We start from the raw sequence: 19,056 nt of genomic DNA, 5'->3' as shown, positions 1-19,056 counted from the left end.
ACGGTGCCGGTCTTGTCGAGGACGATCGTGTCGACGCGGCGGGTGGTCTCCAGGACCTCCGGGCCCTTGATCAGGATGCCGAGCTGGGCGCCGCGGCCGGTGCCGACCATGAGGGCGGTGGGGGTGGCCAGGCCGAGGGCGCAGGGGCAGGCGATGATCAGTACGGCCACGGCGGCGGTGAACGCGGCGGTCACGTCGTCCGTGAGCAGCAGCCACCCGGCCAGGGTGACGAGCGAGATCAGCAGCACCACAGGTACGAAGACGGCGGAGATCCGGTCCGCGAGGCGCTGCGTCGCCGCCTTGCCGTTCTGGGCGTTCTCGACGAGCTTCGCCATCCTGGCGAGCTGGGTGTCGGCGCCGATCCGGGTGGCCTCCACGACGAGCCGGCCGAAGGTGTTGACGGTGGCCCCGGTGACGGGGTCGCCGACGCCGACCTCCACGGGCACGGACTCACCGGTCAGCATGGACGCGTCCACGGCCGAGGCACCCTCGGCGACGGTGCCGTCGGTGGCGATCTTCTCGCCCGGGCGGACCACGAAGCGGTCGCCGACGGTGAGCCGGGCGACGGGGACGCGTACCTCCGTACCGTCCCGGAGGACGGAGACGTCCCTGGCGCCCAGGTGCATCAGCGCCCGCAGGGCGGAGCCCGCCTTCCGCTTGGACCTCGCCTCCAGATAGCGGCCCAGCAGGATGAAGGTGACGACCCCGGCCGCGACCTCCAGATAGATGGTGGAGGAGGCGCCGTCGCGCGAGACGGTGAAGTCGAAGCCGTGCCGCATCCCGGTCATGCCCGCGTCGCCCAGGAAGAGCGCCCACAGGGACCAGCCGAAGGCGGCGAGTGTGCCGATCGATACCAGGGTGTCCATGGTGGCCGCGCCGTGCCGGAGGTTGGTCCAGGTCGCGCGGTGGAAGGGCAGCGCGCCCCAGACGACGACGGGAGCGGCGAGGGTGAGCGAGAGCCACTGCCAGTTGTCGAACTGGAGGGCCGGGACCATCGCGAGCAGGACGACCGGGGCGGCGAGGACGGCCGAGACGATCAGACGCTGCCGCAGCGAGGCGAGAGCCGGGTCGGCTTCCTGCTGCTCACCGGCACCGGTACCGGCATCGGTGTCGGCACTGGCCCAGGTCCCAGCGCCGGCCTCGTCGTCGGCCTCGCCCTCGGCCGGTGTGCCGGTGCGGGTATCCGTCGCCGCCGGTGGTGGCGCGGGCACGGGCGGTTCGGGACGGTGTACCGGCTGCGCCGTGTAACCGGTCTTCTCGACCGTGGCGATCAGATCCGCGAGGCCGGTTCCGGGGCCGAAGGCGACCTTGGCCTTCTCGGTCGCGTAATTGACGGTGGCGGTGACGCCGTCCATCCGGTTGAGCTTCTTCTCGACGCGGGCCGCGCAGGAGGCGCAGGTCATCCCGCCGATCGTGAGCTCGGCGGTCGAGTCCTCCGCCGTCCGGGCCGCGACCTCTGTTGCGCTGTGCATGTCCGAACTCCTGAAACGCCGACCGGGCCGTACCCCACCAGTATCTGCTGGAAGGTCCGGCCCGGCGGCAGCGACGGTGTTCAGGCCCGGCCGACGAGCTCGTAGCCGGCCTCGTCGACCGCGGCGCGCACGGCGTCGTCCGACAGCGGGGCCTCGGAGACGACGGTCACCTGACCGGTGGCGGCCACGGCCTTCACCGAGGTGACACCCTCGATGCCGGAGACCTCGTCGGAGATGGCGCCCTCGCAGTGCCCACAGGTCATGCCGGACACCTGGTAGACAGTGGTCACGCCGCCCGCCTGAGCACCGGCGTCCGCGCCGTCGTGGCAGGAGCCGCTGGGCGAGCAGCAGGAGCCGGTGGCCTGGGGGAGCTGGGTCTCGGCGGTCATGGTGTTCTCCTCTTCGACGAGCACAAATGGTTGTGGCGTCAGGGCCCCCGGGGGAGGCCGGTGCGCCCCGACACGTCCCACACTATACCCCTAGGGGGTATGAATGCGAGCGCCTCGCCGGTCGCCGGTTCGGGGATGCCGCGCTGTGCGGGCCAGCGACCGCAGCCAGGCCGGCGCGACGAACGTGATCACGACGAGGTCGCCGGCAGAGAAGAGGGTGAACAGATGCTGCTGCTCGCCGGTGGGGGCCGGGATGTAGCCCTGCGAGAAGAGCGCGCGGCTCAGGCCCGTGTCGGTGATCCTGGCGACCAGCCGGATCGCGATGCCGTGCATCGAGTCCCAGAGCGAGTGCAGCACGGCGACGCCGAGATAGGTGCCGATCACGGGCGCGGCGAAGCGGAAACGCCCGTTCGGCTTCCGGAACGAGAGCAGTACACCGCCGGCGATCGCGGTCCGGAGTCCGTGACCGAACGGTGCGAGCACCCCGCGCAGCACCTCGCTCTCCAGCAGGGCGCGCAGGTCGATGCCCTTCATGGTGACGGCGGCGTTGAAGACGTACGGGGCGGCTCGCCGCCGTACGGGGCCAGGAGGAAGCGTGGGCTGCGCGGGAAGGCGGCGGGTTACGGGAAGGGCAGCGGGGTCACACGGTTCGGCCCCGCGTGCCAGAGCGCCGACCAGGTGGCCGGCGTGACCCGGCCGTCCGGCACGAGCGGTGGATGATCCGCCTGGAAGCGCTGCACGGCGATGAGCGTCTCGGCCCCGAACGTCCCGTCGACCGCGGACCATCGCAGGTAGTGACGGTTGGCCAGCAGGCACTGCACCTGGGAGACCTCATCGCCCCGCTCGCCGAATGAGGTCGGCCGGTCGCCGTCGTAGAACACGCAGACCGGGCTGGAGCCGGGCGGCGGTGCCGGGTTGTCCTCGTCGGCCGAGGCCCCCGGCGCCGAGACGAGGGCGGCGACCAGGGCGACCGTGGTCAGAGCGACGGCGGTCAGTGCCGGGGCCGCGGCCGTCCTGCGGGACGGCAGCATCTTTCGGATCATGGTGAGCTGCTCCTTGTGCGGAGGTGTGGCGTACGGCGGCGGAGGCGCGACCTGGGCCGCACTCCCGCCTCTCACCGAGGACAACCCCGCGCACCGCCGCTACGTCACGTCCCCGGCCCGTTCGGCGTGTCCCGCCCCACGCCCCGGCCCGCCCCACGCCCCGGCCCGCCGCAGGAGCGGAGGAAGTCCCGGGTGCGGCGGGCGATGGGGAACGGCTTGTCGGGCGGGCACGGATACATGTCCTGCTCGACGATGGCGAACAGGTCGACGTCCAGCGCGCGGGCGGCGGCCAGCACGGGTTCCAGGGCCGGGACCCCGCCCGGCGGTTCGCACATCACGCCCCGCGCCACGGCCGGCCCGAACGGCACCTCGTCCGCCACGACCCGGGCCAGGATCTCCGGGTCGACCTGCTTGAGGTGCAGATAGCCGATCCGTGCGCCGTAGGTCTCGATCAGCTTGACGCTGTCGCCGCCGCAGTAGGCGTAGTGCCCGGTGTCGAGACAGAGCGAGACGAGGTCCGGGTCGGTGGCGTCGAGAAAACGGGCGACGTTCTCCTCGGTGTCGATATGGGTGTCGGCATGCGGATGGACGACGAGGCGCAGCCCGAAACGGTCCAGCACCTCCCGGCCCAGCCGTTCTGTCTGGCTGGTGAGATCGCGCCACTGCTGCGCGGTGAGGCGGCGGTCCTCCAGGACCTCGCCGGTCTTGTCGTCGCGCCAGAACGAGGGGATGACCACCAGATGCCGGGCGCCCATCGCCCGGGTGAGTGCCGCGATGTCGGCGACATGCGCCCAGGTCCGTTCCCAGACGCCCGCTCCATGGTGCAATCCGGTGAAAACGGTCCCGGCCGAGACCGAGAGCCCCCGGCGGCGGGTCTCGTCGGCGAGGCGGACCGGGTCGGTCGGGAGGTAGCCGTACGGGCCGAGCTCGATCCACTCGTAACCCGCCTCGGAGACCTCGTCGAGGAAGCGCCGCCAGGGCACCTGGAGCGGATCGTCGGGGAACCACACCCCCCACGAGTCGGGTGCCGAACCGATGCGGATACGGGCCGGGGCCACTGCGGAGGAGGTCATGCCGTCCAGGGTTCCGGCCGGGGGAGCGGCTGTCAATCATTCGTCCGTATGTCCGGACAAAGCATTGACACGGTTCCAGGGGAGGGCTAGCGTCCTTCGTCCGGATCAGGCCGGATCAGGGACCGGGGCACGCGAGCCCGGCATGTTCCGGACGAGGGGCGCTGGACCTGGGGAAGTCGCCCCGGACGGCGGTCGAAGGGATGGTCATGCCTGAGCGGTACGACGTCATCACCATGGGCCGCATCGGTGTGGATCTCTACCCCCTCCAGACCGGTCTGCCACTGGCCCGGGTCGAAACCTTCGGGAAGTTCCTCGGCGGTTCGCCGTCCAACGTGGCCGTCGCGGCGGCCCGGCTCGGCCGCCGGACGGCGGTGGTGACGCGCACCGGACGGGACGCCTTCGGGGAGTATCTCCACCACCAGTTGCGGGAGTTCGGGGTGGACGACCGGTGGGTCACGGCCGTCGACGCGTATCCGACACCGGTCACCTTCTGCGAGATCTTCCCGCCCGACGACTTCCCCCTCTACTTCTACCGGCAGCCCAAGGCCCCCGACCTGGAGATCCGCACCCCGGAGCTGGACCTCGCGGCGATCCGGTCCGCCCGGGTCTTCTGGATGACCGGCACCGGGCTGTGCGCCGAACCGAGCCGCTGCGCGACCCTCGCCGCGCTGCGCGCCCGCGACCGCCGCGGCATCACCGTCTTCGACCTCGACTGGCGCCCGATGTTCTGGGACACCACGGAGGAATCCGCGCCCGGCTCCGCCCCCACGGCCCGCTACCGCGAGGCGCTCGCCCTCGCCACCGTCGCCGTCGGCAACATCGACGAGTGCGAGATCGCGACCGGCGAGCGCGAACCGCACGCGGCCGCCCGCGCGCTGATCCGCGCCGGCGTCGAACTCGCCGTCGTCAAACAGGGCCCCGAAGGTGTGCTCGCCGTCCACCGCGACGGCACGGTGGCCGAAGTGCCGCCGCTGCCCGTCGACGTCGTCAACGGCCTCGGCGCCGGCGACGCCTTCGGCGGAGCGCTCTGTCACGGGCTCCTCGCGGGCTGGGAGACCCGGCGCATCATGCGGTACGCCAATGCGGCGGGGGCCATCGTCGCCTCCCGGCTCGCCTGCTCGTCCGCCATGCCGTTCCCGTACGAAGTCGAAGCGGCCCTGACCGAAGGCGCCGTCACCTCCCGCCCCACCGGAGCGACCCCATGACACCCCCGGCCTCCTCCGTCTCCGAACTCGTCCAGCTGCGCATGCGCCACCCCGAGGCCGTCGCGGAGGCCGCCGCCCGGCGCCGCAGACGCCCCCTCGTCGGCCGGGGCGGCCGGCTGATGATCATCGCGGCGGACCATCCGGCCCGCGGCTCGCTCGCCGTCGGCGACCGCGCACTGGCCATGGCCAACCGCTTCGAGCTGCTGGAACGGCTCCGCCTGGCCCTCTCCCGCCCCGGCGTCGACGGAGTGCTCGCCACCGCCGACATCCTCGACGACCTGCTGCTGCTCGGCGCGCTGGAGAACAAGGTCGTCATCGGCTCGATGAACCGCGGCGGACTCGCGGGCGCGGCCTTCGAACTGGACGACCGGTTCACCGGCCACCGCCCCGAGGACCTCGCCCGGCTCCGCTTCGACGCGGGCAAACTGCTGCTCCGGATCGACTACGACGACCCCGGCTCGCTCGACACCATGCACGCCACCGCCCGCGCCATCGATGCCATGGCCGCGCACCGGCTGCCGGTCTTCGTCGAACCGTTCCTCTGCCGCCGCACCGACGGCCACGTCCGCAACGACCTCGGCGCGGAAGCGGTCACCACCTCGATCGCCATCGCGTCCGGGCTCGCCGGGACATCCGCGTACACCTGGCTCAAGGTCCCCGTCACCGAGAACCCCGACGACATGGCCCGGGTGATGGAGGCGTCGACGCTGCCCGCGGTGCTGCTGGGCGGGGAGGTGGGCGACGACCTGGACGGGGCGTTCGAGAAATGGCGCGCGGCACTTCGACTGCCGACCGTCCAGGGGCTGGTGGTGGGGCGTTCGCTGCTCTACCCGGCCGACGGAGAGGTGGCCGCGGCCGTGGACACGGCCGTCTCACTGCTGGAGCCGAGAAGAACAGGGCCGGGAGGAACGGGGCCGGGAGAGAGGAAGCCGAGAGCATGACCACGACCGGCGACGGATCGCGCCACCACCTGAAGGCCGGGAGCACGGCCAGCGGCTCCTACGCCCTCGACATCGACCCGGCGCGGGCCGGCTGGGACCGGTCCAGCCTGCGGGTCCTCGAACTCGAACCGGGCGGAGTTCACACACTCGTCACCGGGGAGAGCGAGTGGATCGTTCTGCCGTTGACCGGTGGCTGTACGGTGCACGCCTCAGGTGAGATCTTTGAACTGCTGGGCCGGGAAAGCGTGTTCAGCGGGGTATCCGACTTCGCATACGTACCGCGTGAGGCCCGTGCACAGATCGCCTCCGGCGCTGGAGGCCGCTTCGCCCTGGCAGGAGCGAAGTGCGAGCGACGACTCCCCGCTCGCTACGGTCCCGCGCCGGAGGTACCCGTCGAGCTGCGCGGCTCCGGGAACTGCTCCCGACAGGTCAACAACTTCGCCGCCGCCGACACCTTCGAGTGCGACCGGCTGATCGCCGTCGAGGTGCTCACCCCCGGCGGCAACTGGTCGTCCTACCCACCCCACAAGCACGACGAGCACCGCCCCGGCGTCGAGTCCGTGCTGGAGGAGATCTACTACTTCGAGGTGGAGCACGACGGCCTCGGCTACCACCGGGTCTCGCCCTCCCGCCTCGGGGGTACGGATGTCCTCGCCGAGGTCAGCAGCGGCGACGCGGTCCTGATCCCCGACGGCTGGCACGGCCCGTCCATCGCCTCCCCCGGCCGCACCCTCTACTACCTCAACGTGATGGCGGGCCCGGGGGAGCAGCGGGAGTGGCTGATCAGCGACCACCCGGACCACGGCTGGATCCGCGACACCTGGCCCGCCCAGCCGGTGGACCCCAGACTCCCCTTTTACGGGACGGAGCCGCGCCCATGAGCCGTACCACCCGCCGCCTCACCACCGCCCAGGCCCTGGTGGCCTTCCTGGCCCGCCAGTACACCGAGCGCGACGGCCGACGACAGCGCCTGATCAGCGCCACCTGGGGCATCTTCGGCCATGGCAACGTCGCCGGGATCGGCCAGGCGCTCGTCGAGTCGAGCCGCGCGATGCCCTACCTCCAGGGCCGCAACGAGCAGGCCATGGTGCACGCCGCCGTCGGCTACGCCCGCCAGTCGGGCCGGCTCTGCGCGCAAGCCGTCACCACCTCCATCGGCCCCGGCGCCACCAACCTCGTCACCGGCGCCGCCCTCGCCACAATCAACCACCTCCCCGTCCTCCTCCTGCCCGGCGACACCTTCGCGACCCGGCCCGCCGACCCCGTGCTCCAGCAGCTCGAAGTCCCGTCCGCGGGCGACATCTCCGTCAACGACTGCCTGCGCCCCGTCTCCCGCTACTTCGACCGGATCACCCGCCCCGAGGCCCTGGTCCCGGCCGCCCTCCAGGCCATGCGCACCCTCGCCGACCCGGCGGAGACCGGCGCCGTGACGCTCGCGCTGCCGCAGGACGTGCAGGTGCAGGCGTACGACTGGCCGACGGAGTTCTTCGCCGAGCGCGTCTGGTACGTACGCCGCCCCGCCCCCGATCCGCACGAGCTCGACCGGGCGGTACGGGCGGTGCGCACCGCCCGCAGGCCGCTGATCGTGGCGGGCGGCGGGGTCCACCACAGCGCCGCCGAGGAGAGCCTCGCCGCGTTCGCCGCCGCCACCCGCATCCCGGTCGCCGCCACCCAGGCCGGCAAGGGCTCGCTGCGCCATGACCACCCCGCCGATGTCGGCGGCATCGGCCACACCGGCACCGCGACCGCCGACGAGCTGGCCCGCACCGCCGACCTGGTCATCGGCATCGGCACCCGCTACTCCGACTTCACCACCGCCTCCGGCACGCTCTTCGCCGGCCCGACGGTCCGTTTCCTCAACATCAACATCACCGGCTTCGACGCCCACAAGCTCGGCGCCCTCCCGCTCGTCGCCGACGCCCGCGCCGCCCTCGAAGCCCTCACCACCGCGCTCGCCGCCCGCAACCACCGGGTCGACCCCGCCTACGAGACGGAGTACACCGACGCCAAGGAGAAGTGGGAGCGGCGAGTCACCGCCGCGTTCACCGCCCCGGACCCGCACGCCCGGCCCACCCAGGCCCAGGTCCTCGGCCTCCTCGACGCCCTCGTCACCGAGGACGACATCCTGATCAACGCCGCCGGATCGCTCCCCGGCGACCTGCACAAGCTCTGGCGGGCCCGCTCCCCGCACCAGTACCACGTGGAGTACGGCTACTCCTGCATGGGCTACGAGATCCCGGCCGCGATCGGGGTGCAGCTCGCCGCCCCCGGCCGTCCCGTCTGGGCGCTGGTCGGCGACGGCACGTATCTGATGAACCCCACCGAGATCGTCACCGCCGTCCAGCAGGAACTCCCGGTGAAGCTGGTCGTCCTCCAGAACCACGGCTACGCGTCCATCGGCGGCCTGTCCGAGCAGGTCGGCGCCGAGCGCCTGGGCACCGCCTACCGGCACCGGGCGGCGGACGGCACGTTCACCGGACCTCCGCTCCCCGTCGATCTCGCGGCCAACGCCGGCTCGCTGGGCATGCGGGTGCTGCGCGCCAGGACGGTGCGTGACCTGCGCGAAGCCCTCGTCGAGGCACGTGCCGCGGACCGTCCTACTTGTGTCTACGTCGAGACCGAAACGGCAGACACTGTGTCGGGCCCCCCTCCGGCACAGGCGTGGTGGGATGTTCCCGTAGCCGAGACGGCCACCCGGCCGCCGGCCGTGAAAGCCCGGGAAGTGTACGAACGTCACGTCGCCGACCGACGCCCCCACCTCTGAAGGAGTTCTGTCATGAAGACCGTCAACCACTGGATCGGTGGCAAGACCGTCGAGGGCGCTTCGGGCAACTACGGCCCGGTCACCGACCCGGCCACCGGCGCCGTCACCACCCAGGTCGCGCTCGCCTCCCTCGAAGAGGTCGACGCCGCGGTCGCCGCCGCCAAGGACGCCTACGCCACCTGGGGCACGTCCTCGCTGGCCGCCCGCACCGCGGTCCTGTTCCGCTACCGGGCGCTGCTCGACGCCCACCGCGACGACATCGCCGCGCTGATCACCGCCGAGCACGGCAAGGTGCACTCGGACGCGCTGGGCGAGGTCGCCCGCGGCCTGGAGATCGTCGAGCTTGCGTGCGGCATCACCACCCAGCTCAAGGGCGAGCTGTCCACCCAGGTCTCCAACCGGGTCGACGTCTCCTCGATCCGCCAGTCGCTCGGCGTCGTCGCGGGCATCACCCCGTTCAACTTCCCGGCCATGGTGCCGATGTGGATGTTCCCGCTGGCCATCGCCTGCGGCAACACCTTCGTACTCAAGCCCAGCGAGAAGGACCCCTCGGCCGCCAACCTGCTGGCCGAGCTGGCCTCCGAGGCCGGTCTGCCGGACGGTGTGCTGAACGTCCTGCACGGTGACAAGGTCGCCGTCGACGGGCTGCTGAACCACCCGGACGTCGCCGCGGTCTCCTTCGTGGGCTCCACTCCGATCGCCCGCCACATCCACGCCACCGCCTCCGCCAACGGCAAGCGCGTCCAGGCGCTCGGCGGTGCGAAGAACCACATGCTGGTGCTGCCGGACGCGGACCTCGACGCCGCGGCCGACGCCGCCGTCTCCGCCGCGTACGGCTCCGCCGGTGAGCGCTGCATGGCGATCTCCGCGGTCGTCGCGGTCGGCTCCATCGCCGACGAGCTCGTCGCGAAGATCAAGGAGCGCGCCGAGAAGATCAAGATCGGCCCCGGCAACGACCCGACGTCCGAGATGGGCCCGCTGATCACCGCCGCCCACCGCGACAAGGTCGCCTCCTACGTCACGGGCGCCGCCGCCCAGGGCGCCGACGTCGTCCTGGACGGCACCGGCTTCACCGTCGAGGGCTTCGAGGACGGCCACTGGATCGGCCTCTCCCTCCTCGACAACGTGTCCACCGACTCGGACGCGTACAAGGACGAGATCTTCGGCCCGGTCCTGTGCGTCCTGCGCACCGAGACGTACGAGGAGGGCGTCGCCCTCATGAACGCCTCGCCGTTCGGCAACGGCACCGCGATCTTCACCCGCGACGGCGGCGCCGCCCGCCGCTTCCAGCTGGAGATCGAGGCCGGCATGGTCGGCGTCAACGTGCCGATCCCGGTGCCGGTGGGCTACCACTCCTTCGGTGGCTGGAAGGACTCCCTCTTCGGCGACCACCACATCTACGGCAACGACGGCGTGCACTTCTACACCCGCGGCAAGGTCGTCACCACCCGTTGGCCGGACCCGGCCGACGCCCCGGCCGGTGTGGACCTGGGCTTCCCCCGCAACCACTGATCAACGGCCCGGCCCCGACGGCCCGTACGGACGCGCCCCGCGTCCGTACGGCCCGTCGCCGTCTCACAGCCGCCGCAGCCCCGCGTACTGGAGCGCGGCCATCCCCGCCACCGCGAGGCCCTGGAACACGATCCAGAAGTCGCCGACGCCCGTGGCGGTCAGCGCGTCCACCGCGACCATCACCACACCGGCCACGGCCCACGCCGTGTTCAGGGCGATGATGAGGGCGACCGCGCCGCGGCCGATGTCCTCCTGGCGGGAGACGGTCAGCACCCACAGGGCGTACACGGCGAGGAACACCCCGACCGGGTAGAGCACCGAGCGGGGCACGCCGAGGAACGAGTCCAGGACCGTGGCGAGCGCGAGATAGCCGATGCCGTTCGCCCCGGTGAGGAGCACGTCCGAGACGAGGGCGAACCGGAGCAGCCGGTCGGAACGGGCGGTGTCCGTCGGCCGGACCGCACTCGCGTTCTGGGACGACATCATGGGGCCTACCTTCCGTTGTCATGCGGCCGTGCGGGGAACGCACGGCCGTGTGGGAACAGTAGGAACGCGCAGGTGCCCGCTCAATTACCTCAGAAGTAATCGAGCGGGCACCCCGTGGCCGGTCAGCGCGCGGTCCGCGCCGTTTTCTCCGCCCCGGTCTCCTCGGCGATCATGCCCTGCATCGGGACCGCGCCCACCCGGCCCGAGACCATGAACGCGAACACCATCGTCACCACCATGATCACCGTGCCGAGCCACACCATCGTCTCCACCGGCAGCCAGTAGGCACCCACGGCCCGCACCACGCACTCGCCCAGCAGCGCCGTACCCCACACCCCCGAGAACCGGATCTCCGCCCGCCGGAACGCCGCCGAGCCGGCCGCGAGCCGCTGCCAGGCGGCGTCCTTGGCCGCATCGCCCTTGACCAGCACGGGCCGCAGCCCCGCGGTCATCATCGGCTGCCCCTTCAGCGCGGTCACCAGGATCACCAGCCCGATGATGCTGCTCACCCCGCTGTCCTTGGCGAGCATCAACCGCGGATCGCCGACGATCAGGCTGGTCAGCAGGCTCACCGAGTTGACCGTCACGATCAGCGCCGCCAGCCCGTTGAGCCGGCGCCTGCGCAGCACGCTCCACCCGGTGCGCACGGCCGGCAGCACACTGCTCCAGGCCAGCGCGGCGAAGGTGCTCAGACCCGCCGCCTTCAGCGCGTAGTACGAGGCGAGCGGCACCGCCACATCCACCAGCAGCGGCATCAGGCTGTCCAGCAGGGCATTGCGCGGCGCGTGCGGAGCGGTGGCGGCCGGAGCAACTGCGACCGGGGCGGTGACGGTGACGGCCGGGCTGGTCATGAGGAGTTCCTCTCCCGAGTGTCGGCGGTGCCTTCCCGGCCCCGCTCTCGATACGTACAGACTGGCCGCCGGGGCCCGTTGCCCGGCAGAGCCGCGTGTACCGGGCTCCGTATGACGGATGTCAGTGCCCGTCGGTGACAGACCCGTCCACCACTGAGCGGAGCCCGGACTCCGGTAGGCCGTAAACCGTTCGCCGCGCCCGCCGGAGCGGTGTTCTGATGGGGCCATGACCGCTTTGACCAGGCCGCAGTACGAGATCCGCGCCCAGCACACGGACACCACCGTCACCGTCTACCAGGCGTACTCACCCCTCATCGGCGGTCCCGCCGTCCGTGACGGGCGCTTCCCCGGAGCCTGGAAGCGCGACCGCATGACATGGATCAAGCCGAGCTTCCTGTGGATGATGTACCGCTGCGACTGGGGGCTGAAGGAGGGTCAGGAGACCGTGCTGGCCGTCGAGATCACCCGCGAGGGCTTCGACTGGGCCCTGGAGCACGCCGAACTCTCCCACTACGTCCGTGGAGTCCACCCGGACCGCGCCACCTGGCAGCGCGACCTGCGCCGCGCCCCGGCCCGCGTCCAGTGGGACCCCGAGCGCGACCTGCACCTGAACCGGCTGCCGTACCGCTCCCTCCAGCTCGGGCTGTCCGGCGAGGCGTCACGGCGGTACGCCGACGAGTGGACGGTGTCCATCCGCGATGTCACCCCGCTCGCCCGGCAGGTCCATCAACTGGTCCGTGACGGACGGCTCGACGAGGCGGCGGCGCTCCTGCCCCACGAGTCGCCGTACCCGCCGGGCGGCGTCCCGCTCCCGGCGCGGGCGGCGGCCTGACCCCGGAGCATGCGCGGCACGCGCTTCGCGCATGCTCCGGCCCGTGATGGCGCGAGTGGTCAGAGCTCCGGCACGTGGTACGGCGAGACGGTCATCCAGCCGTTGCCCGTGGCGCCGTTGCGCCGGCCGCTGCTGCTCTTGGCCAGGGTGTACCAGGACTCGACGTAGTCCGGGTCGTCGGTCCACCAGTTGGCGGGGATGGCGTCGAGCAGCGCGTCGACCAGCGGGATGTACGCGCTCGGGTGAGCGGAGCAAATGCCGCATCAGTCACATATCCACCGATACGCTCCCGGGATGATCCACCATGTCATCCCCTTGGCGGTGTCCGGCCTGAAGATCGACTGGGCCAGGATGCCGACGTACAACACGATCATGTCGGTGGCCGCCGGCGCGGGGCTGCTGCTCGTGGTGGCGCTGGGGCGCCAGCTCCTCAAGCCCGGACGCGCCATCACCCCCGAAGGGTGGGTCCTCGCCTTCGGGGCCCTCGGCTTCACCCTGGTCACCACGGGCCTCCACATGACCCTGACCTGGCCGCTCGCCGGGCAGGGCTTCCCGTTCGACAACATCATCTTCGGCGAACCGGCGCTCGCCTTCGGTGTTTTCCTCTTCTCCGCGGCCTTCTACCTCTGGAAACGCGGAGCCGAACTCAACAGCGCGGAACGCATCGAACGGTCGGCACGCGTCGCCATGCCCATTTCCGTCTTCGTGTTCGGGATCGGGCTCGCCTGCTTCGGCATCGCCGCCGCCGGCTGGAAGTACACCCTCTTCGCTGCACCGCCCGAGGAGCCCGTCTCCGGGGAGTTCGCGCGGTGGCCGATCCTGGAGGCGAGCTTCATGTCCGGGCTGTACGTCCTGGTGGGCATCGGCGCGCTGCTGTTCCCGTTCGTGCTGCGCCGGCCGTCGAGCCGGCTGGCCCAGGTGACCGGTGTCGTCTGGGGGCTGGCAGGTCTGGCGTTCCTGCTCTTCGGCGGGCTCAACTACTTCACCCACATCGGCCTCATCGTCAACACCATGTGAGCCGCCCGGTATCCGGGGACCTCCGCCGGGCCTTTGCCGCGTACGGTCCGGTATACCGCGCATGGAGTACTCCGGTGGAATGCCGTACGCCGCAAGGAGGCCGGAGACCTCCGCCTGGTGGCTGGCCGCTTGCCGTGGCGGCCCGCTTAGGGTCGCACCATGGAGACTTCCGAAGCGAGCAGGTCCAGGTGGCGGCGGCTGCCGCTTGGCAGACGCGGCCGCTGGGCCGCGGGCCTGGCGGCGCTCGCCGTGCTGGCCGGCGCGGGCACCTGGAACGCCGCGGCCGACGACAGCGGACCCGCCGTGCACCGCCAGGACCGGATGATGGAGGCCGACGGGGTGTCCATCGACACCTCGTACTTCACCGCCGGTTCCACCGGGCGCCGGCCCGCCGTGCTGATCGGGCACGGCTTCGGCGGCAGCAAGGACGATGTGCGGGCGCAGGCCGAGCAGTTGGCCCGCTCCGGGTACGCCGTGCTGACCTGGTCCGCCCGCGGGTTCGGGAAGTCGGGCGGCAACATCGGGCTCAACGCCCCCGACCGCGAGGTCGCGGACGTGTCCCGGCTGATCGACTGGCTCGCGGACCGGCCCGAGGTGGAACTCGACGCGAAGGGCGACCCCCGCGTCGGCATCACCGGCGCCTCCTACGGCGGAGCCGTCTCCCTCCTCGCCGCCGGGCACGACAAGCGGGTCGACGCCATCGCCCCGCAGATCACCTACTGGAACCTCGCCGACGCTCTCTTCCCCGACGGGGTCTTCAAGCAGCTCTGGGCCGGAATCTTCGTCACCACCGGCGGCGGCTGCCAGAAGTTCGAGAAGCGGCTCTGCGAGATGTACGAACGGGTCGCCGTGAGCGGCATGCCCGACGCCGCCGCACGCGCCCTGCTCACCGAGCGTTCACCGAGCGCCGTCGCCGACCGCATCGAGGTGCCCGCGCTCATCGTGCAGGGCCAGTCCGATTCCCTCTTCCCGCTGGGCCAGGCCGACGCCATGGCCAAGGCCATCAGTGGCAACGGTGCACGGGTCGCCGTCGACTGGATCGCCGGCGGGCACGACGGCGGCGACCTGGAGGCCGACCGGGTGCACCGGCGCATCGGCAGCTGGTTCGACCGGTACCTGAAGGACGACAAGGGCGCCGACACCGGGCCCGCCTTCCGTGTCACCCGCACCGGAGGCATCGACTCCACCGACGGGGCCACCCTGGTGCGCGGGGCGAGCAGCGATACGTACCCGGGGCTGAGCAACGGCACACAGAGCGTCGCCCTCGCCGGCCGCACCAAGGCTTTCCGCAACCCCGCCGGGGCGGGCCCGCCCGCCATCTCCGCCGTTCCCGGCATCGGCGGCGGCCTCGCCCAGCTCTCCTCCCTCGGCGTCGGCCTCTCGATCGACTTCCCCGGCCAGTACGCCCGCTTCGACTCGGCCCCGCTGGACGCGGCGCTGAGCGTCACCGGCTCGCCGGCCGTCCAGGTCGACGTCAAGGCCGGGCACGGCAACGCGGTGCTGTTCGGCAAGGTGTACGACGTCTTCCCGGACGGCAAGCAGCAGCTGCTGCCCTCCCAGCTCGTCGCCCCCTTCCGGATCACCCCCGACCGGCAGGGCAAGCCGGTCCGGCTGACCCTCCCCGCCATCGACCACCGATTCGACGCCGGGCACCGGCTCCGCCTCGTCCTGGCCGCCACCGACCTCGGCTATGCCTCACCGGCCGAGCCGACGACGTACACCGTGACCCCCGCCGGACCGCTGAGCGTCCCCACCGCACCCGCCCTGAAGACCGCGCCGGCCACCCTGCCGTGGTGGACCTGGGGACTCCCGGCCGCCGCCGTCGTCGTGATCGCCGCCCTGCTGCTGCTCACCGCCCGCCGCCGCACCGCGACACCCGCACCCGACCCGGCGTCGGCCGACGTACCCCTCCAGATCACCGGCCTGGCCAAGAAGTACGCCAAGTCCGCCGACCGGTATGCGGTGAAGGACCTGTCCTTCCGGGTCGAGAAGGGGCAGGTGCTCGGCCTCCTCGGTCCCAACGGCGCGGGCAAGACCACGACGCTGCGCATGCTGATGGGTCTCATCACCCCCGACGACGGCGAGATCCGGGTCTTCGGCCAGGCCATCCGGCCGGGCGCACCCGTGCTCTCCCGCGTCGGCTCGTTCGTCGAGGGCGCCGGCTTCCTGCCGCACCTGTCCGGACGCGCCAACCTGGAGCTGTACTGGCAGGCGACCGGACGCCCCGCCGAGGACGCGCACATGGAGGAGGCCCTGGAGATCGCCGGGCTCGGCGACGCCCTGGCCCGCGCCGTCCGCACGTACTCGCAGGGCATGCGGCAGCGGCTCGCCATCGCCCAGGCCATGCTCGGCATGCCCGACCTGCTGATCCTCGACGAACCGACCAACGGCCTCGACCCGCCCCAGATCCGCGAGATGCGTGACGTGATGATCCGATACGCGGCGGGGGGCCGGACCGTCATCGTCTCCAGCCACCTGCTCTCCGAGGTCGAACAGTCCTGCACCCACCTCGTGGTCATGGACCGGGGCCGGCTCGTCCAGGCGGGCCCGGTCGCCGAGATCACCGGCTCCGGCGACATGCTGCTCGTCACCACCGCCCAGGAGGTCCCAGAACCGCTGGTCGAGAAGATCGCCGCGCTCGCCGGAATCGGCTCGGCGGTCCGCACGGACGACGGACCCGGACTGCTGGTACGGCTCGACGGCGCCACCGCGTCCGGGCTGATCACCGAACTGGTCAGGCTGGACGTGCCGTTGACCGGTGTCGGACCGCACCGCCGCCTGGAGGACGCGTTCCTCACCCTGATCTCCGGAGGCTCCGCATGAGTGCCGCAGTCGATCTCACCGGGGGCGCCGAAGCCCCCGGCTACCGGGCCCGGCACACCCTGCCGCTGCGCGTCGAGGCGGTGCGCCAGCTGCGCAGGCGCCGCACCCTGCTCATGGGCGGCGTGCTGGCCGCGCTGCCGTTCATCCTGATCGTCGCGTTCGCGATCGGCGGCACCCCGGGCTCGCGGGGCGGCGACAGCGACCGGATCACCCTGATGGACACCGCGACCGCGTCCGCCGCGAACTTCGCCGCGACCTGCCTGTTCGTCTCGGCCGGGTTCCTGCTCGTCGTCCCGATCGCGCTGTTCTGCGGCGACACCGTCGCCTCCGAGGCGAGCTGGTCCTCGCTGCGCTACCTGCTGGCGGCGCCGGTGCCACGGGCCAGGCTGCTGTGGAGCAAGCTCGTCGTGGCGCTCGGCTTCAGCCTGGCCGCCATGGTGCTGATGCCGCTCGTCGCACTGGCCGCGGGAGCCGTCGCGTACGGCTGGGGGCCGCTCGAACTGCCCACCGGGGGAGCACTCGCCGTCTCGCAGACCGTGCCCCGGCTCGGACTCGTCGTCGCCTTCGTCTTCGTGTCCCAACTGGTCACCGCCGGACTGGCCTTCTGGCTGTCCACCAAGACCGACGCCCCGCTCGGTGCGGTCGGCGGCGCGGTCGGGCTGACCATCGTCGGCAATGTGCTGGACGCCGTCACCGCACTCGGCCCCTGGCGCGAATTCCTGCCCGCGCACTGGCAGTTCGCCTGGGCGGACGCGCTCCAGCCGGAGCTGGAGTGGGGCGGAATGACCAAGGGGGCGGCGGTCTCGGTGACGTATGCCCTGATCCTGTTCGCGCTGGCCTTCCGGGGGTTCAGTCGTAAGGACATCGTGTCCTGACCTTGACTTTCCGCCGCTTTCCCGGCCTTCGTTGCCGCATCGAGATCCTTCCGCAACGTCTTCGTCGGCTCCCCGGCGCCATCTCGCGCGTCACATTCACAAGTGTTGACACGACGACGTTGGGGGCAGGCGATGGAACGCCGGACGGCTGGACACACCAGGCGGCGCGTACGGAAATGGCGGGGCGCACTCGGGGTGCTGCTGGCGGGCGGGGTGCTGCTCACCGGGTGCTCGGGGACGTCGAACGGGAACAGGGCCACCTCCGACAGCCGGGGCGGCGGGGCGCTCCCGGGCCCGGCGCCCGCCGCCTCGGCCGGTGCCGAGAGCGACGGCGCGAAGAAGCAGGACGGGCTGCGGGAGTCCGCACCGCCCGACTACCTCTCCACCTTCGCCCTGGACGTCGACACCGCTTCGTACGGCTACGCGCGCCGCACCCTGGCCGACAGCGGCCTGCCGGATCCGTCCACCGTGCGGCCCGAGGAGTTCGTCAACAGCTTCCGCCAGGGCTACCGGCGCCCGGACGGCAACGGCTTCACCGTGAACGTCGACGGGGCCCGCGCCGGGGACAAGGACGGGGACTGGTCGCTGGTGCGGGTCGGGCTGGCCACCCGGGCCGCCCCCACCCGTGACGAACGCCCGCCCGCCGCGCTCACCTTCGTCGTCGACATCTCCGGCTCGATGGCCGAGGCGGGCCGCCTCGACCTGGTGAAGGAGTCCCTGGACATCCTCACCGACGAACTCCGCGACGACGACTCGGTCTCCCTGGTCACCTTCAGCGACGAGGCGAGGACCCTGCTGCCGATGACCCGGCTGCGCGACCACCGGGGCAGGATCCGCGAGCGGGTCGACTCCATGGAACCCACCGACTCCACCAATGTGGAAGCCGGCATCCGCCGCGGGTACGACGAGGCGGTCGACGGCCGCGTCGAGGGCGCCAACAACCGGGTCGTGCTGCTCTCCGACGCTCTCGCCAACACCGGCGAGACGGACGCCGAAGCCATCCTGGAACGCATCGGCTCCGCCCGCCGCGACCACGGCATCACCCTCTTCGGCGTCGGCGTCGGCAGCGAATACGGCGACGCGTTCATGGAGCAGCTCACCAACAAGGGCGACGGCCACACCACTTACATCGCCGACAAGGACCAGACCCGCAAGGTCTTCGTCGACCAGCTGCCCGCCCACCTCGAACTGACGGCGCGCGACGCCAAGGCCCAGGTCGCCTTCGACCCCAAGACCGTCAAGCAGTTCAAGCTCATCGGGTACGAGGACCGCAAGGTCGCCGACGAGGACTTCCGCAACGACCGGGTCGACGGCGGCGAGGTCGGCCCCGGCCACACGGTGACCGCGCTCTACGCCGTACGGCTCAGGGCGGGCGCGTCGGGCCATGTGGCCACGGCGACCGTGCGCTGGCTGGACCCGAAGACCCGGGCGCCGCACGAGCAGCAGGGCGCCGTCGGGACGGGTGCGATCGACGGACCGCTGTGGAGCGGGGACAGCAAGCGCCTCCAAGTGACCGCGGTCGCCGCCTACTTCGCCGAGGAGCTGCGCGGCGAGGAGCTGCCGGGCGCGCCGGGCCTCGGCGTGCTGTCCTCGCACGCGAGGAAGCTGGCCGCCGAGACCGAGGACGACTCGGTGGAGAAACTGGCGACCATGATCGGACAGGCCGACCGGCTCAAGAACGGCCCGGGAGACGGTGGTTCGGACGAAGCACCGGAGGGCGAACTGGGCTGACCGGGCCGACCGGGCCGATCGGACCGGCTGGACCGAACGGGG

At 71.8% G+C, this 19,056-nt stretch carries 18 protein-coding genes; 10 read left to right on the top strand and 8 right to left on the bottom strand.

Annotated elements, in window-relative coordinates:
* The 5 genes from ACIRJP_RS22095 to ACIRJP_RS22075 all read right to left on the bottom strand — a co-directional run.
* Positions 1 to 1,472 (bottom strand): heavy metal translocating P-type ATPase (locus tag ACIRJP_RS22095; protein ID WP_404176682.1); only part of this gene is annotated, 1,472 nt, incomplete at its 3' end.
* Positions 1,473 to 1,552: 80 nt separating this feature from the next.
* Positions 1,553 to 1,861: a heavy-metal-associated domain-containing protein gene (locus ACIRJP_RS22090; protein WP_404176679.1), complete on the bottom strand. Its 309-nt coding sequence runs from the start codon at positions 1,859 to 1,861 to the stop codon at positions 1,553 to 1,555.
* Positions 1,862 to 1,951: 90 nt separating this feature from the next.
* Entirely contained in the window at positions 1,952 to 2,395 is a 444-nt protein-coding gene (locus ACIRJP_RS22085) for a PrsW family glutamic-type intramembrane protease (RefSeq protein ID WP_404176676.1), read from the bottom strand.
* An 86-nt stretch (positions 2,396 to 2,481) separates the two neighbouring features.
* A complete protein-coding gene (locus tag ACIRJP_RS22080; RefSeq protein WP_404176673.1) occupies positions 2,482 to 2,904 on the bottom strand; it encodes a peptidoglycan-binding protein in 423 nt (140 codons plus the stop codon).
* A gap of 104 nt (positions 2,905 to 3,008) precedes the next feature.
* Positions 3,009 to 3,977: a sugar phosphate isomerase/epimerase family protein gene (locus ACIRJP_RS22075; protein ID WP_404176670.1), complete on the bottom strand. Its 969-nt coding sequence runs from the start codon at positions 3,975 to 3,977 to the stop codon at positions 3,009 to 3,011.
* 206 nt (positions 3,978 to 4,183) lie between these two features.
* Here ACIRJP_RS22075 and iolC point away from each other — a divergent pair, with 206 nt between their 5' ends.
* The 5 genes from iolC to ACIRJP_RS22050 are packed head-to-tail and all read left to right on the top strand — an operon-like array spanning position 4,184 to position 10,399.
* Complete coding sequence (iolC, locus tag ACIRJP_RS22070) at positions 4,184 to 5,182, top strand: 5-dehydro-2-deoxygluconokinase (protein ID WP_404176667.1); 999 nt, start codon at positions 4,184 to 4,186, stop codon at positions 5,180 to 5,182.
* Entirely contained in the window at positions 5,179 to 6,123 is a 945-nt protein-coding gene (locus ACIRJP_RS22065; RefSeq protein ID WP_404176664.1) for a deoxyribose-phosphate aldolase, read from the top strand. The genes iolC and ACIRJP_RS22065 overlap by 4 nt, the downstream gene beginning before the upstream one ends.
* A complete protein-coding gene (iolB, locus tag ACIRJP_RS22060; protein ID WP_404176661.1) occupies positions 6,120 to 7,004 on the top strand; it encodes a 5-deoxy-glucuronate isomerase in 885 nt (294 codons plus the stop codon). Before ACIRJP_RS22065 ends, iolB begins: the two co-directional genes overlap by 4 nt.
* Positions 7,001 to 8,887 carry a 3D-(3,5/4)-trihydroxycyclohexane-1,2-dione acylhydrolase (decyclizing) gene (iolD, locus tag ACIRJP_RS22055; protein ID WP_404176658.1) on the top strand — a complete coding sequence of 629 codons (1,887 nt, stop codon included), beginning with the start codon at positions 7,001 to 7,003 and terminating at the stop codon, positions 8,885 to 8,887. The genes iolB and iolD overlap by 4 nt, the downstream gene beginning before the upstream one ends.
* A gap of 12 nt (positions 8,888 to 8,899) precedes the next feature.
* Positions 8,900 to 10,399, top strand: a complete 1,500-nt coding sequence (locus tag ACIRJP_RS22050; protein ID WP_356078138.1) for a CoA-acylating methylmalonate-semialdehyde dehydrogenase — start codon at positions 8,900 to 8,902, stop codon at positions 10,397 to 10,399.
* 63 nt (positions 10,400 to 10,462) lie between these two features.
* Here ACIRJP_RS22050 and ACIRJP_RS22045 read toward each other — a convergent pair whose 3' ends face one another.
* Together ACIRJP_RS22045 and ACIRJP_RS22040 are read right to left on the bottom strand one after the other, a co-directional pair.
* The gene (locus ACIRJP_RS22045) at positions 10,463 to 10,885 is read right to left on the bottom strand and encodes a hypothetical protein (protein ID WP_404176655.1); all 423 of its coding nucleotides are present in this window, start codon (positions 10,883 to 10,885) and stop codon (positions 10,463 to 10,465) included.
* Positions 10,886 to 11,007: 122 nt separating this feature from the next.
* Entirely contained in the window at positions 11,008 to 11,736 is a 729-nt protein-coding gene (locus ACIRJP_RS22040) for a VC0807 family protein (RefSeq protein ID WP_404176652.1), read from the bottom strand.
* A gap of 226 nt (positions 11,737 to 11,962) precedes the next feature.
* Here ACIRJP_RS22040 and ACIRJP_RS22035 point away from each other — a divergent pair, with 226 nt between their 5' ends.
* Positions 11,963 to 12,568 carry a DUF4291 domain-containing protein gene (locus tag ACIRJP_RS22035; protein ID WP_404176650.1) on the top strand — a complete coding sequence of 202 codons (606 nt, stop codon included), beginning with the start codon at positions 11,963 to 11,965 and terminating at the stop codon, positions 12,566 to 12,568.
* A gap of 59 nt (positions 12,569 to 12,627) precedes the next feature.
* On the opposite strand, the gene ACIRJP_RS22030 is transcribed toward ACIRJP_RS22035, so the two are convergent.
* Entirely contained in the window at positions 12,628 to 12,792 is a 165-nt protein-coding gene (locus ACIRJP_RS22030) for a DUF3103 family protein (protein ID WP_404176694.1), read from the bottom strand.
* Between the two features lie 70 nt (positions 12,793 to 12,862).
* Here ACIRJP_RS22030 and ACIRJP_RS22025 point away from each other — a divergent pair, with 70 nt between their 5' ends.
* From ACIRJP_RS22025 to ACIRJP_RS22010, 4 genes are all read left to right on the top strand, one after another.
* A complete protein-coding gene (locus tag ACIRJP_RS22025) occupies positions 12,863 to 13,585 on the top strand; it encodes a DUF981 domain-containing protein (protein ID WP_404176647.1) in 723 nt (240 codons plus the stop codon).
* Between the two features lie 249 nt (positions 13,586 to 13,834).
* Complete coding sequence (locus tag ACIRJP_RS22020; RefSeq protein WP_404176691.1) at positions 13,835 to 16,408, top strand: alpha/beta fold hydrolase; 2,574 nt, start codon at positions 13,835 to 13,837, stop codon at positions 16,406 to 16,408.
* The gene (locus tag ACIRJP_RS22015; RefSeq protein WP_404176644.1) at positions 16,405 to 17,283 is read left to right on the top strand and encodes an ABC transporter permease; all 879 of its coding nucleotides are present in this window, start codon (positions 16,405 to 16,407) and stop codon (positions 17,281 to 17,283) included. The genes ACIRJP_RS22020 and ACIRJP_RS22015 overlap by 4 nt, the downstream gene beginning before the upstream one ends.
* A gap of 132 nt (positions 17,284 to 17,415) precedes the next feature.
* A complete protein-coding gene (locus ACIRJP_RS22010) occupies positions 17,416 to 19,014 on the top strand; it encodes a VWA domain-containing protein (RefSeq protein ID WP_404176641.1) in 1,599 nt (532 codons plus the stop codon).
* The last annotated feature ends 42 nt before the right edge of the window (positions 19,015 to 19,056 follow it).

It is taken from the genome of Streptomyces sp. NPDC102437 (genome assembly GCF_044765565.1).
GTDB lineage: Bacteria > Actinomycetota > Actinomycetes > Streptomycetales > Streptomycetaceae > Streptomyces.
This window is presented reverse-complemented; position numbering and strand designations above follow the sequence as displayed.

Excerpts from the sequence above, each read along its gene's own strand:
- ACIRJP_RS22090 (WP_404176679.1), bottom strand. The coding sequence starts at position 1,861 with ATGACCGCCGAGACCCAGCTCCCCCAGGCCACCGGCTCCTGCTGCTCG.
- ACIRJP_RS22085 (WP_404176676.1), bottom strand. The coding sequence starts at position 2,395 with ATGAAGGGCATCGACCTGCGCGCCCTGCTGGAGAGCGAGGTGCTGCGC.
- ACIRJP_RS22080 (WP_404176673.1), bottom strand. The coding sequence starts at position 2,904 with ATGATCCGAAAGATGCTGCCGTCCCGCAGGACGGCCGCGGCCCCGGCA.
- ACIRJP_RS22075 (WP_404176670.1), bottom strand. The coding sequence starts at position 3,977 with ATGACCTCCTCCGCAGTGGCCCCGGCCCGTATCCGCATCGGTTCGGCA.
- iolC (WP_404176667.1), top strand. The coding sequence starts at position 4,184 with ATGCCTGAGCGGTACGACGTCATCACCATGGGCCGCATCGGTGTGGAT.
- ACIRJP_RS22065 (WP_404176664.1), top strand. The coding sequence starts at position 5,179 with ATGACACCCCCGGCCTCCTCCGTCTCCGAACTCGTCCAGCTGCGCATG.
- iolB (WP_404176661.1), top strand. The coding sequence starts at position 6,120 with ATGACCACGACCGGCGACGGATCGCGCCACCACCTGAAGGCCGGGAGC.
- iolD (WP_404176658.1), top strand. The coding sequence starts at position 7,001 with ATGAGCCGTACCACCCGCCGCCTCACCACCGCCCAGGCCCTGGTGGCC.
- ACIRJP_RS22050 (WP_356078138.1), top strand. The coding sequence starts at position 8,900 with ATGAAGACCGTCAACCACTGGATCGGTGGCAAGACCGTCGAGGGCGCT.
- ACIRJP_RS22045 (WP_404176655.1), bottom strand. The coding sequence starts at position 10,885 with ATGATGTCGTCCCAGAACGCGAGTGCGGTCCGGCCGACGGACACCGCC.
- ACIRJP_RS22040 (WP_404176652.1), bottom strand. The coding sequence starts at position 11,736 with ATGACCAGCCCGGCCGTCACCGTCACCGCCCCGGTCGCAGTTGCTCCG.
- ACIRJP_RS22035 (WP_404176650.1), top strand. The coding sequence starts at position 11,963 with ATGACCGCTTTGACCAGGCCGCAGTACGAGATCCGCGCCCAGCACACG.
- ACIRJP_RS22025 (WP_404176647.1), top strand. The coding sequence starts at position 12,863 with ATGATCCACCATGTCATCCCCTTGGCGGTGTCCGGCCTGAAGATCGAC.
- ACIRJP_RS22015 (WP_404176644.1), top strand. The coding sequence starts at position 16,405 with ATGAGTGCCGCAGTCGATCTCACCGGGGGCGCCGAAGCCCCCGGCTAC.
- ACIRJP_RS22010 (WP_404176641.1), top strand. The coding sequence starts at position 17,416 with ATGGAACGCCGGACGGCTGGACACACCAGGCGGCGCGTACGGAAATGG.